Annotated in this window: 13 protein-coding genes; 11 read left to right on the plus strand and 2 right to left on the minus strand. The window is 62.1% G+C overall.

Features of this window, described 5'->3' with window-relative positions; all coding sequences use genetic code 11:
* On the minus strand, nucleotides 1-887 hold an 887-nt coding region (locus JWR89_RS20155), incomplete at its 3' end, for an FAD-dependent oxidoreductase (protein WP_299719390.1).
* A 235-nt stretch (nucleotides 888-1122) separates the two neighbouring features.
* Between JWR89_RS20155 and JWR89_RS20160 the strand changes: the two genes are divergently transcribed.
* The 5 genes from JWR89_RS20160 to JWR89_RS20180 all read left to right on the plus strand — a co-directional run bounded on the left by JWR89_RS20160 (nucleotide 1123) and on the right by JWR89_RS20180 (nucleotide 6979).
* Entirely contained in the window at nucleotides 1123-2715 is a 1593-nt protein-coding gene (locus tag JWR89_RS20160; RefSeq protein ID WP_299719393.1) for an ABC transporter substrate-binding protein, read from the plus strand.
* A gap of 148 nt (nucleotides 2716-2863) precedes the next feature.
* Nucleotides 2864-3844: an ABC transporter permease gene (locus JWR89_RS20165; RefSeq protein WP_299719396.1), complete on the plus strand. Its 981-nt coding sequence runs from the start codon at nucleotides 2864-2866 to the stop codon at nucleotides 3842-3844.
* Nucleotides 3845-4031: 187 nt separating this feature from the next.
* On the plus strand, nucleotides 4032-4973 hold the full coding sequence (locus tag JWR89_RS20170) for an ABC transporter permease (RefSeq protein ID WP_299719399.1): 942 nt from the start codon (nucleotides 4032-4034) through the stop codon (nucleotides 4971-4973).
* 27 nt (nucleotides 4974-5000) lie between these two features.
* The gene (locus JWR89_RS20175; RefSeq protein ID WP_299719401.1) at nucleotides 5001-5990 is read left to right on the plus strand and encodes an ABC transporter ATP-binding protein; all 990 of its coding nucleotides are present in this window, start codon (nucleotides 5001-5003) and stop codon (nucleotides 5988-5990) included.
* A complete protein-coding gene (locus JWR89_RS20180) occupies nucleotides 5987-6979 on the plus strand; it encodes an oligopeptide/dipeptide ABC transporter ATP-binding protein (RefSeq protein WP_299719403.1) in 993 nt (330 codons plus the stop codon). Before JWR89_RS20175 ends, JWR89_RS20180 begins: the two co-directional genes overlap by 4 nt.
* A 29-nt stretch (nucleotides 6980-7008) precedes the next feature.
* Here the strand turns inward: JWR89_RS20180 and recA are convergent, their stop codons facing one another.
* The gene (gene recA, locus JWR89_RS20185) at nucleotides 7009-8103 is read right to left on the minus strand and encodes a recombinase RecA (RefSeq protein WP_299719405.1); all 1095 of its coding nucleotides are present in this window, start codon (nucleotides 8101-8103) and stop codon (nucleotides 7009-7011) included.
* A gap of 251 nt (nucleotides 8104-8354) precedes the next feature.
* Here recA and JWR89_RS20190 point away from each other — a divergent pair, with 251 nt between their 5' ends.
* The 6 genes from JWR89_RS20190 (at nucleotide 8355) to JWR89_RS20215 (ending at nucleotide 11467) form a co-directional block, all read left to right on the plus strand.
* Nucleotides 8355-8687: an SMR family transporter gene (locus JWR89_RS20190; protein ID WP_299719407.1), complete on the plus strand. Its 333-nt coding sequence runs from the start codon at nucleotides 8355-8357 to the stop codon at nucleotides 8685-8687.
* Between the two features lie 327 nt (nucleotides 8688-9014).
* Entirely contained in the window at nucleotides 9015-9164 is a 150-nt protein-coding gene (locus JWR89_RS20195) for a hypothetical protein (protein ID WP_299719408.1), read from the plus strand.
* Between the two features lie 359 nt (nucleotides 9165-9523).
* Nucleotides 9524-9778 carry a hypothetical protein gene (locus JWR89_RS20200; RefSeq protein ID WP_299719410.1) on the plus strand — a complete coding sequence of 85 codons (255 nt, stop codon included), beginning with the start codon at nucleotides 9524-9526 and terminating at the stop codon, nucleotides 9776-9778.
* Between the two features lie 273 nt (nucleotides 9779-10051).
* Nucleotides 10052-10351, plus strand: coding sequence for a hypothetical protein (locus JWR89_RS20205; protein WP_299719413.1), 300 nt, complete (start codon nucleotides 10052-10054; stop codon nucleotides 10349-10351).
* Between the two features lie 265 nt (nucleotides 10352-10616).
* A complete protein-coding gene (locus tag JWR89_RS20210; protein ID WP_299719416.1) occupies nucleotides 10617-10841 on the plus strand; it encodes a hypothetical protein in 225 nt (74 codons plus the stop codon).
* A gap of 368 nt (nucleotides 10842-11209) precedes the next feature.
* The gene (locus JWR89_RS20215) at nucleotides 11210-11467 is read left to right on the plus strand and encodes a hypothetical protein (protein WP_299719418.1); all 258 of its coding nucleotides are present in this window, start codon (nucleotides 11210-11212) and stop codon (nucleotides 11465-11467) included.
* Nucleotides 11468-11985 lie beyond the last annotated feature (518 nt).

Consider the following 11985-nt stretch of genomic DNA (forward strand, 5'->3'; position numbering starts at 1 on the left):
CGCTCTTCCGATCTGTGATGCAGCACCGCATTGCCTGATGGCGACAGATGGATGTGGTAGCCGCGCTTGGTCATCAGCGGAATGTCGTAGCCGAGCGGGCGAAACACTTGGTCCGACCACGGGCCGAGCGCCACCACCACGTCGCGGCCGACGATGGCGCCGTTCGGACCGGCGACGCGCCAGTTGCCGTCACTCTGCGCCAGGGTGCGGGCATCGGCGGCAAGGAAGCGCCCGCCCTTGCGGATGAACAGCGCGGCATAGGCCTTGGCAAGGCCGCCCGGGTCGGGAACGAAGCCCGGCGTCGGCCAGTGAATCGCGCCGGCGAAATCGCCGGACAGGTTCGGTTCACGCGACGCGATGTCGGCGGCGTCGAGCACGTTGCCTGTAATGCCGTAGGCGCGGTCGCGCTCCAGCTCCTTGATGCTATTTTCCATGGTGGTTTCGGATCGAAACAATTTGATCCATCCGGTGCGGCGCAGCAGTTCGGGCACGCCGGCTTCCGCGATCAGCGCTTCATGTTCAGCCAGGCTGCGCTGGATCAGCGGCCATGCCGCCATCGCGCTGCGCAGCGCGCCTGCCGGCGACGAATTCAGGAAATAGCGGATCATCCATGGCAGGAAGCCAGGCAGCGCGTTGAGATGGTAATGCACGTCCGGTGAGCGATTCAGCGCATATTTCAGGATCTGGCTGAAATCGCGCGGAAACATATAGGGGAATACCGAGGCGCATTCGATCAGCCCGGCATTGCCATAACTGGTTTCCTCGCCCGCCCGCTCGTGCTTGTCGATCAGCACCACGTTTCGCCCGCGCGCTTGCAGATGCAGCGCCGCCGAAACGCCGACCATGCCTGCGCCGAGCACAAGCACATCAGCCTTGAGTTCCGCCATACGTACTCCGAAGATCTTGACCGTCGTGGCGATTCTGTTAGCGCCGTGTCGTGAAGGTATGATGCGCGTCCCGGACGCACAAACCGCGTAAAGCAAAGATCGCGCCATGTGCCGTGATTTGCGGCGGGGAGCGCCGGTAAATCGAGCTTGCGCCATCGACGAACTCTGCCGACAATACCATCGCGGCTCGGAAGACACCGATGCAACGAATACACCGCCATGGAGAGCGTTACGAATGTCGATTCGCCTGAGCAGCCTTGCTGCCGTTGCATCCTTGATCGCCGCCGCGCTGACGCCGGCTTCGGCGCAGACGCTACGTTACGCCAACCAAGGCGATCTCAAATCGCTCGATCCCTATACGCTGCGGGAAAGCACCACGATCGCCCACCATGGCCAGGTCTATGAAGGCCTCGTCGCACGCGACAAGAATTTGCAGACCGTTCCCGGCTTGGCCGAAAGCTGGGAAACCCCGGAGCCGACGCGCTGGCGCTTTCATCTGCGCAAGAATGTCAAATTCCAGAACGGCGATCCATTCACCGCGGATGACGTAGTGTTCTCCGCCGACCGCGTCCGCGCCAAGGGTTCGGATTTCGCGACCATGGTGGCGAACGACACGAAGGTCATCAAGATCGACGACTACACCGTCGATTTCGTTCTCACCGCGCCCAATCCGATCCTGATTTCCCAGTGGGACGTCTGGTACATCATGGACAAGAAATGGGCCGAGGAGAACAACGCCGTTGCGCCCACGCCGGCCGCCGCGACGACCCCGAGCTTCGCCTCGCTGCATGCCAACGGCACCGGGGCTTTCAGCATCGAAAGCCATCAGCCGGGCGTCAAGACCGTGTTCAAGGTCAACCCGAACTGGTGGCGCAAGCCCGAGCATAATCTGAAGGAAATCATCTTCACGCCGATCGCCTCCGATGCCACCCGCGTCGCCGCGCTGCTGTCGGGCGAGATCGACATCATGGAACCGGTGCCGATCCAGGACATCTCCAGGGTCAATTCCAGCCCCAATGCCACGGTGATGAGCGGGCCGGAGCTGCGCACCATCTTCCTCGGCATGGACCAGACCCGCGACGAACTGCTGAACTCCAACATCAAGGGCAAGAATCCCTTCAAGGATATTCGCGTCCGCGAGGCGTTCTACAAGGCCATCGATATCGAGCTGATCAAGACCCGCGTCATGCGCGGCCTCTCGACACCCTCGGCGCTGATGATCGCGCCGCAGTTGTTCAAGCTGTCGGGCGACTTCACCCGCCCGAAATACGATCCCGACGGTGCCAAGAAACTGCTCACCGAGGCGGGCTATCCCGACGGCTTCGAACTCAGCATGGACTGCCCGAACGACCGCTATGTCAACGATGCCGCAATCTGTCAGGCCGTGGTTGGCATGCTGGCCCGGATCGGCGTCAAGGTGAACCTGATCGCCCAGCCTAAGGCGTTGTATTTCGCCAAGATCTTCAAGTCCGGCGGTTACAATACCCCGTTCTATCTGCTCGGCTGGACACCCTCGACCGCGGACTCCCACAACGTATTGTACGACATCATGGGCTGCCGGGATAACCCGAACAGCTCGCGCGGCCTCACCAACATCGGCGGTTACTGCAACAAGGAGTTCGATGCCCTCGCCGACAAAGTGCTGCAGGAAACCGATAACACCAAGCGCGATCTGCTGATCAAGGCGGCGTTCGAGATCAGCAACAAGGACTTTGCCTATATTCCGCTGCATCAGCAAGCGCTGGCCTGGGGCGTTTCGAAGAAACTCAAGGTGGCGCAACGTGCCGATAACCAGGTGCTGCCTTACTGGTTCGTCAAGCAGGACTAGGTGTCGCGTATACGACTGCCCTTGTCATTGCGAGCAACTCTTGCGACGAAGCAATCCAGTCCGTCCTTGCGGCGTTCTGGATTGCTTTGCTCCGTTCGCAATGACGGATAAATCTGCGTCAAGCCCCTAACGAAAGCGAAAGGATCCCATGCTCGCTTTCATCTTGCGCCGTGCCCTGCAATCCGTCGGCGTGATGCTGGCGGTCGGCGTCATCTCGTTTGCGATGTTTCGCTTCGCCGGAGACCCGGTCAACCAGATGGTGGCGCTCGACACCTCGGAGGCGCAACGCGCCGAAATTCGCGCCTCGCTCGGCCTCAACGACCCCGTGCCGTTGCAGTTTGCGCGCTATTTCATCGACGCCGCGCAGTTCAAGTTCGGCGTGTCCTATCAATTCCGCCAGCCGGTCTCGATGCTGCTGAAGGAGCGCATGCCGGCGACGCTGGAGCTCGCCACCTGCGCCACCGTGCTGGCGATGGGCTTCGGCATTCTGTTGGGGATTTACTCGGCGCTGCGCCGCGACTCGTTTCTGACCAAGGTGCTGCAGGCGGTGTCGCTGATCGGCATCTCGCTGCCGACTTTCCTGATCGGCATCCTGCTGATCTATCTGTTCTCGGTGATCCTCGGCTGGCTGCCGTCGTTCGGCCGCGGCGAAGTGGTCAAATTCGGCTGGTGGAGCACCGGCCTGCTCACGGTATCCGGTCTGAAAGCGCTGATCATGCCGTCGATCACGCTCGGCCTGTTCCAGATGACGCTGATCATGCGGCTGGTGCGCGCCGAGATGCTCGAGGTGCTGCGCACCGACTACATTCGTTTTGCGCGCGCGCGCGGCCTGACCACGCGGGCGATCCATTTCGGCCACGCGCTGAAGAACACGCTGGTGCCGGTGATTACCGTCGCCGGGCTGCAGTTCGGCTCGGTTATTGCATTCGCGATCATCACCGAGACCGTGTTCCAATGGCCGGGAATGGGATTGCTGTTTGTGCAGGCGGTACAGAATGTCGATATCCCGATCATGGCCGCCTACCTGCTGGTGGTGTCGCTGATCTTCGTCACCATCAACCTGATCGTCGATATCCTCTACACCGTCGTCGATCCGCGCCTGCGCGCCACCGTGGGGCGCGCGGCATGAGGTGGACAATGGAAGCCGCAAACGCCGCGTCGTCCCCGCGAACGCGGGGACCCATAACCTCTGTCAGCCTCTGGCGGCAAAGCGAATGCGGCTGGGCTGCAACCGAAGGGCCGGAGGCTATGGGTCCCCGCTCCGCGCGCGCCGAAGGCGCGCTAGGCGGGGACGACATCGGGAGAACGAGCGTCACATGACCGACCTCCCCGCACCCGCCCCGCGCCAATCCCTGATCGCCCGCGCGATCGACAGCGACATCTTCTATTCGTTCCGGCGCTCCAAGCTGACCATGGTCGCCGCGGCCATTGTCGCGGTGCTGCTGTTGCTGGCGCTGTTCGCGCCGTTGTTCGTGGTGCAGGATCCGTTCGACCCGCGGCAGCTCGAGCTGATCAACTCGCGGATTTCGCCGCTGTGGACCGCCGACGGCCAGCGCCCGTTCCTGCTCGGCACCGACGAACAGGGGCGCGACATTTTCTCCGCGATTCTCTACGGCATGCGGGTTTCGCTGGCGGTGGGTGCGCTGGGCGTGGCTTTCGCCGCGGTACTCGGCATCGGGCTCGGGCTGATCGCCGGCTATGTCGGCGGCGCCGTCGATACGCTGATCATGCGCATCGCCGACGTGCAGCTGACCTTCCCGGCGATCCTGATCGCGCTCCTGATCGACGGCGTCGTCAAGTCCGCGCTCGGCAACCATCTCGATGCCTCCACCACGTTGCTGGTGCTGGTGGTCGCCATCGGACTGAGCTTTTGGGTGCAATATGCCCGCACCGTCCGCGGCTCGGTCATGGTGGAGAAGAACCGGGACTATGTCGCCGCGGCGCAGCTGATCGGACTGCCGGCCCGCGTGATCATGCTCCGCCATGTGCTGCCCAACACCATGGGGCCGATCCTGGTGATCGCCACCATCAACCTGGCGCTGGCCATCATCACCGAGGCAACTTTGTCGTTCCTCGGTTCCGGCATGCCCGACGCGATGCCGTCGCTGGGCACGCTGATCCGGATCGGCAACAACTACCTGTTCTCCGGCGAATGGTGGGTGGTCGCGTTCCCCGGCATCGCGCTGGCGTCCTTGATCCTGTCGATCAACCTGCTGGGCGACTGGCTGCGCGACGCGCTGAATCCGAAACTGCGATGAAACACCTTCTGACGGGCGACGCATCGCATGGTTGAACCGGTTCTTTCCGTGCGCAATCTGCGCGTCGAATTCGCCAACCGCCGCGGCGTGCTGGTGGCCATCGACGGCGTGTCATTCGACATCGCCAAGGGCGAGGTGCTTGGCGTGGTCGGCGAATCCGGCGCCGGCAAGTCGGTGACCGGGCTCGCCGCCATCGGGCTGATCGACGCCCCCGGGCGAATTGCGGGCGGCGAGATCTATTTGTCCGGCCTGCGCATCGACAACCTGTCGCCGGATGCGATGCGAAGAATTCGCGGCAAGCGGATCGGCATGATCTTTCAGGATCCGCTGACCAGCCTGAACCCGCTGTACCGTATCGGCGACCAGCTGGTGGAGACCATCCGCACCCATCTCAATCTCAACGAAACCGCGGCGCGCAAACGCGCCATCGACCTGCTTGCCGAAGTCGGAATCCCCGCGCCGGAGAAGCGCATCGATGCCTATCCGCATGAATTTTCCGGCGGCATGCGGCAGCGCGTGGTGATCGCGCTGGCGATCTGCGCGGAGCCCGAGCTGATCATCGCCGACGAGCCGACCACCGCGCTCGACGTTTCCGTACAGGCGCAGATCATCGCGCTGATCAAGCGGCTCGGCCGCGACCACGGCACCGCGGTGATGCTGGTGACCCACGACATGGGCGTGATTGCCGAAACCTCGGACCGCGTCGCGGTGATGTATTCCGGGCGCATCGCCGAGATCGGCCCGGTACGCGATGTGGTGCAGAACCCGCTGCATCCCTATGCCAGGGGGTTGATGGGGGCGATCCCGACGCTGGCTGGCGACGCCTCGAAACGGCTGGTGCAGATTCCAGGCTCGATGCCGCGGCTGTCAGCGATCCCCACGGGTTGCGCCTTCAACCCGCGCTGCGACTTTGCGTTCGAGCGCTGCCGGATCGAGCGGCCCGAGCCGATCCGGGTCGGCGCGCAAGCCGTCGCGTGTCACCTCTACGATCGCGCGGCCACGGAGAGCGCGGCATGACAGCGCTGGTACAGGTCCGAAATCTGCGGCGCGAATTCGACGTCTCGAAGCCGTGGCTGAACCGCGTCATCGAACGCAGCCCGATGGAATTCCTTCGGGCGGTCGATGGCGTGTCGTTCGAGATCGCGCGCGGCGAGACCTTCGCGCTGGTCGGCGAATCCGGCTCCGGCAAGACCACGGTGGCGCGGATGGTGGTCGGGCTGCTGCCGCCCACCTCGGGCGACGTCATCATCGACGGCGTTTCCATGAGCGACCCCCGGCAGGCCGGCGCGCGACGAAAATTGCGGCGGCGGATCCAGATGATCTTCCAGGATCCCTATGCCAGCCTCAATCCGCGGCTGCGCGTCGATGCCATCGTCGCCGAACCGATCCGCGCCTTCGACCTGATCCAGGGCGAGCGCGACATTCGTGGCCGTGTCGGCGAACTGCTGACGCTGGTGGGATTGCATCCCGACGACGGCCAGAAGTTTCCGCATCAGTTTTCCGGCGGCCAGCGCCAGCGTATCGCCATTGCGCGGGCGCTCGCCTCGGAAGCCGACTTCATCGTCTGCGACGAGCCGACCTCGGCGCTTGACGTCTCGGTGCAGGCGCAGATTCTCAATCTGATGCGCGACCTGCAGGACAAATTCGGGCTGACCTATCTGTTCATCAGCCACAATCTCGCGGTGGTCCGCCACATGGCGAGCCGGATCGGCGTGATGTATCTCGGCCGCATCGTGGAGATCGCGGAGGGCCGCGAACTGTTCAGCCACCCGCGCATGCCCTACACGAAAATGCTGCTCGGCGCGGTGCCGGATCTGGCGATGTCCGGCCGGACGCGGATCGCCGTCACCGGCGAGATTCCCAATCCGATCGATCCGCCGAAAGGCTGTGCCTTCCACCCGCGGTGTCCGGACGTGTTCGAGCTGTGCCGAAGCACGGCGCCGGCGCTGATTGACGGCGTGGCGTGTCATGCGGTCAACGGCGCGCGGGCGCCAGCCATCGGCTGACGCCCTACGCCGTACTGAACGCGCGAAACTTATTCCTCGACGGGCTCTTCGCCTTCGGCGTCGCGCTCCGGCGAACCGGCCAGGATCTGCTCGGCGATCAGGCCGGAATTCTGCCGGATCGAGGCTTCGATCTTGGCGGTCATGTCCGGATTGGCCTTCAGGAACGCTTTCGAATTCTCGCGGCCCTGGCCGAGGCGCTGGCTGTCATAGGAGAACCAGGCGCCGGACTTCTCAATGATTCCCGCCTTGACGCCGAGATCGAGGATCTCGCCCATCTTGGAGACGCCTTCGCCATACATGATGTCGAATTCGACCTGCTTGAACGGCGGCGCCAGCTTGTTCTTGACGACCTTGACGCGGGTCTGGTTGCCGACCACCTCGTCGCGCTCCTTGATCGCGCCGATGCGGCGGATGTCGAGGCGCACCGAGGCATAGAACTTCAGCGCGTTGCCCCCGGTGGTGGTTTCGGGCGAGCCGTACATCACGCCGATCTTCATGCGGATCTGGTTGATGAAGATCACCATCGTATTGGACTTGTTGATGGAGGCGGTCAGCTTGCGCAGCGCCTGGCTCATCAGCCGCGCCTGCAGGCCGGGCAGCGCATCGCCCATCTCGCCTTCCAGTTCGGCGCGCGGCACCAGCGCCGCCACCGAATCGATCACCAGCACATCGACCGCGCCTGAGCGCACCAGCGTGTCGCAGATTTCCAGCGCCTGCTCGCCGGTGTCCGGCTGCGAGATCAGGAGTTCGTCGATATTGACGCCGAGCTTGCGGGCATAGACCGGATCGAGCGCGTGTTCGGCGTCGATGAAGGCGCAGATGCCGCCCTTCTTCTGGCCTTCGGCCACCGTGTGCAGCGCCAGCGTGGTCTTGCCCGAGGATTCCGGCCCGTAGATTTCCACCACGCGGCCGCGCGGCAGACCGCCGACGCCAAGCGCGATGTCCAGACCCAGCGAACCCGACGAGATCGTCTCGATGTCCATCGAGCGATCGTTCTTGCCGAGCTTCATCACCGAGCCCTTGCCGAACTGGCGCTCGATCTGCGAGAGCGCGGCCGACAGGGCCTTGGTCTTGTCCATGGAGGATCCTTCAACGATACGCAGGGCAGTCGGGGTCGAGGCCATATCTAGCTCCTTATGAACGGGATTCGCGACGGACAAACAATGGGCCGGTTCGATCTGCGGCCAACGTACCCTATTCGTTCTATGTTCGCAATATGTTCTTTTTGGAAATGCGGTACTGGCCTGTTTCGAGCCCTCGTGACCTAGTTTCAAAATGGCAGTGGCCTGATTTGATTGGTCACACAGGAGTGAGCGTGACGGCCCTCCGTCGATCTGCTCTAGGACGGCGTCCAGCGGACCAACGGAGGCCTACGATGAATCCCTACGCCATTCTTGCTCTAGCTATCGTTGCAGAAGTGATAGCGACTAGCGCCATGAAAGCTGCGGATGGCTTCACAAAGATCGGACCGTCAGCCGTTGTAGTTGCAGGATATGCCACCGCATTCTTCTTGCTCGCACAGGTATTGAACGCAATTCCTGTCGGAACGGCCTATGCTGTGTGGGCAGGCGGGGGCATCGTCCTGGTTACCCTTGCGGCCTGGCTTGTCTACGGACAACGCCCCGACGCGGCAGGCTTTCTCGGCATTGGCCTCATTGTGGCGGGCGTGATGCTACTTAATCTAGTCTCCAAGACTAGCGCCCATTGAGCAGAAGGCCGCCTCAGTGGGCGGCCTCTTTCGTTACAGCCCTTTGCCGTCGTCCTGTTCTGGTTCGTAGTCGAACGGAAGTAGGTATTGTTCGCCGTACCTTGGACGGGACTTATTGAGTTTTTCCATAAAATCCGGGGTAGTCCTTGCTTACAGTCATGTAAGCCACCGTCGCCCTAGATGTTCGCGCAATTTCGGGTACTGGCCTGTTTCCGCCCCCTCGTGGCTTAGTTTCAAAATGCAGTGCCTCATTTGCTTCAGGTCACCGCCCAGTTCCAATGATGGGAATAGGGCCGACAACAGAACTTGCATGCGGTACCGATAAGCATGTGTGACAAATGCCCCGAACTCGACAAGGCGATCGAGCGTTACCGGCGGGTGATCTCGTTCATTGGCGATGCTGCGACCGTCAGCGAGGCAAAGAAACTGCTCGCCGATATGCTGGCTCAAAAAGCTCTGCTGCATCCGGAGAAGTAGACTGGCGCAGCCGGACAGCCTTTGTCCATTCCGGTCGAATTTGACTGCCAACCGAATATCCGTTTAAGGCGGCGCCACGCCCTATATCTGGCCTTGCGACAGCGGTGCGCGGTTGTCCGTCCCGGCCTGTTTGGCCCGGTTTGAAATGGCCGCCGCCTGGTCCGCCCCCGGCCGTTTTGAGAGCGGTGGCGCCGCCTGCTCCGGGCAGCTCGCCCTATGGTCTGTTTTGATTGGACGGTCAATTTTGAACAGTCGGAACGGGTCGCATCGATATAGTTGGTTGATCACCGCCCCGCCCTCGGCACATCCCGGTGACTGAGGGTTCTCCATGCTCTCGCCTGACCCATAGGTCACCTGCCATGCACGGCTCCGCTTCTGCGCTTCAAAGCCACTATCATTTCCGGGTTTTCACCAACAACGAACAATTGCACGAGTCCGATGCGCTGGTGTTCGATGACCTCGATGAGGTCTGGCATGAAGGCGCGATGACATCTCACGAGATCATCCGCACGCTGCTGGTCCGCATCGATCCCGGTCTAGATTGGCGGCTGGAAGTTTCCGATGATACCGGCAGGATGATCTACCGGTTCTCCTTCAAAGCCGAAAAATTTTAGCGCGGCGAGGCCGCAGTGGCGCAGGCGCGACATCGCGGCACCCATCGGGGCTGTTTCAACCGAGACTGCCGGCTACCTCGCCCGGCTCGTCGCGCACCGCCGCGGCCTGGCTTTATCGGGGACACGCCTGTTTCGCTCCGGCCGGCCGGTCGATGTTCAGGAAAGTCTATGTCGACAATCCAACTTTAGAGATGCATTATTGGTCATACCCGCATGTACCGCGGCCGGCCACCGCGAGCCGAGTATCCTCCCGCGCGATCTGGGAGATCGCCTTTGTCCGAAAAAGAACGTGACGACCCGCCCGGGAAAGTGGACTCCGGAACAGTTTTGCAGTTTCCCGATGTTGCGGCCAGACCGAGCCTGCAGGAGTGGGCCGCGCGACTGGCCGGAATCCGTCGCGCGGTCCGATACCGGGTGGAGGCTGCAGACCTAGGTCAACGCTCCAGGGAAGCCGCCGACGAAGTGCAGGTGAAAGCCTGCTTGATGGAAGCGCTCGCGCTGATTCAGCTCGCTGAGAACGAAGAATGGCTGCTCGGGCACGCCGAATTTGCCGCAGAAGCCAGGCTGCCGTGAGCTAACCTCGCTCGACTTCCCGCTTTCAACCCTGCGCTGCCTGTGATCCCCGCCTTCGGAAGAAAGCGCGGCGAGCCTAAAGGCGCCAAAATACTTCAATGGGTCGCGCGGATGGAATGCCGGTGCCACTGAATACGTTTCGCCTTTATTTTTGCACGAAATTGACACACATTTTGATCGACGTGCGAAACGACTTGGGCTAGCGGTATCATCCTGCTTTCGGCCACCATGAGGGTGCTGAGGGTATCGAAAATGCCCCCCAGCCATGGTCGTTGCTTTGCCGCGATTCTACTTCCACATCGTCGCCGACACGACCTTCCTCGATGAAGAAGGGACCAGCTTTGCCGATGGCAAGGCGGCGTTGCTGCACGCCAAGCGGCTGGCTGCCGAGCTGGCACAGGGCCTGAAACTGCAGGACGGCACGATCGTCGTCGAGGACGAAGACAGCGGCGAATTGTTCGAGGTCCCCCTGTCCGGCCTGTCGAGCTGATTGGCCACCGAGCGCGCGATCGGCAGGTCGAACCGGATACAGCGCCCCACCATGTCTCTTGCGAAAGTGCCAACATGGGTAGGCAGCGAAGTTTCTATCGACGAACCGCAGCGCCGACGATAACCTTGGGTTGCGTCTGTCCGGCAATCCGGTGATGGCGGGCAGTGCACCCGGCGAGCTGGCATTCATCAGACGCCTTGTTTTATTTCATTTTTTCGCCCGAAACGCTGGTCGCAGATAAAGCTGGGGCTATTTTTCTCGATGCCGGGAAGCCTCGCACCATCCCGCTGACACGCGCCAGCTACCGCCCGCCGGCTCGGTCGGGAACCGAACCGACATGATCGATGCTTCATTGTATGGTCACCGGCATGCCGACATATTTTTTCCATATCCGCCAAGGCAAATACGCCAGCTCGACCGCCGATGGCATCGAGCTCGCTGACGTCGATGCGGCGCGGCAGGAAGCGGCCATGATGTGCAGCGATATGGCCCGCGACATCGTCAGTGAACTCGACGAAAGCCCCGAGTGGCAAATGGAAGTCACGGACGCCAGCGGCAAGATAGTGTACCGGCTGACGCTGCTGGCCGAGGTGCTCGAGGACGGACAGAGATTCAGCGTTGTGTAGAGGGTTGATCGTTCGACGTGTTCACCGATGGCACCGCAGGTTCATCCATGACAGATTCAAACGGCACGCAAGGCAACGACCACGAATCCTATGCACAGTTTTGCCTAAAGCTCGCGGCCAGCACGCGTGACCGGGACGCGCGTGTAACTCTCCGCGAAATGGCCGCACAATGGCTTAAGCTGTGCGAGGGCAACGGCCATAGCAACGGCGGCTCCAACAGACGTGACGACAGCCAGGGGACCAAGCTCGGACGATAACGTCGCGCAAGCGAGCATCAATCGATTCACCCTTCGGCTTGCCATTCAACGCGCCCGCAAACGCTAGCCGTTGCGCCGAGCGGCGTTTGTTGTCAGCCTGACGCGCACAGGTCAACGAAAGGTCGCCGATGGTCCATCCCGCAGAGAAATTCCAGTTTGGCCGCGCCGTACACGAATATGCGCGCTGGCTGGCCGTCGCCGAGGACGAACGTTCGCCGGCACCGGCGTGGTGGTGGAGTCCCGCTTTTGCGGTGCGCGGTT

The organism is Tardiphaga sp. (assembly GCF_028290785.1).
GTDB lineage: Bacteria > Pseudomonadota > Alphaproteobacteria > Rhizobiales > Xanthobacteraceae > Tardiphaga.

Bases quoted from the DNA above. Each gene is read 5' to 3' on its own strand.
- JWR89_RS20160 (WP_299719393.1), top strand. From the start codon at position 1,123: ATGTCGATTCGCCTGAGCAGCCTTGCTGCCGTTGCATCCTTGATCGCC.
- JWR89_RS20165 (WP_299719396.1), top strand. From the start codon at position 2,864: ATGCTCGCTTTCATCTTGCGCCGTGCCCTGCAATCCGTCGGCGTGATG.
- JWR89_RS20170 (WP_299719399.1), top strand. From the start codon at position 4,032: ATGACCGACCTCCCCGCACCCGCCCCGCGCCAATCCCTGATCGCCCGC.
- JWR89_RS20175 (WP_299719401.1), top strand. From the start codon at position 5,001: ATGGTTGAACCGGTTCTTTCCGTGCGCAATCTGCGCGTCGAATTCGCC.
- JWR89_RS20180 (WP_299719403.1), top strand. From the start codon at position 5,987: ATGACAGCGCTGGTACAGGTCCGAAATCTGCGGCGCGAATTCGACGTC.
- recA (WP_299719405.1), bottom strand. From the start codon at position 8,103: ATGGCCTCGACCCCGACTGCCCTGCGTATCGTTGAAGGATCCTCCATG.
- JWR89_RS20190 (WP_299719407.1), top strand. From the start codon at position 8,355: ATGAATCCCTACGCCATTCTTGCTCTAGCTATCGTTGCAGAAGTGATA.
- JWR89_RS20195 (WP_299719408.1), top strand. From the start codon at position 9,015: ATGTGTGACAAATGCCCCGAACTCGACAAGGCGATCGAGCGTTACCGG.
- JWR89_RS20200 (WP_299719410.1), top strand. From the start codon at position 9,524: ATGCACGGCTCCGCTTCTGCGCTTCAAAGCCACTATCATTTCCGGGTT.
- JWR89_RS20210 (WP_299719416.1), top strand. From the start codon at position 10,617: ATGGTCGTTGCTTTGCCGCGATTCTACTTCCACATCGTCGCCGACACG.
- JWR89_RS20215 (WP_299719418.1), top strand. From the start codon at position 11,210: ATGCCGACATATTTTTTCCATATCCGCCAAGGCAAATACGCCAGCTCG.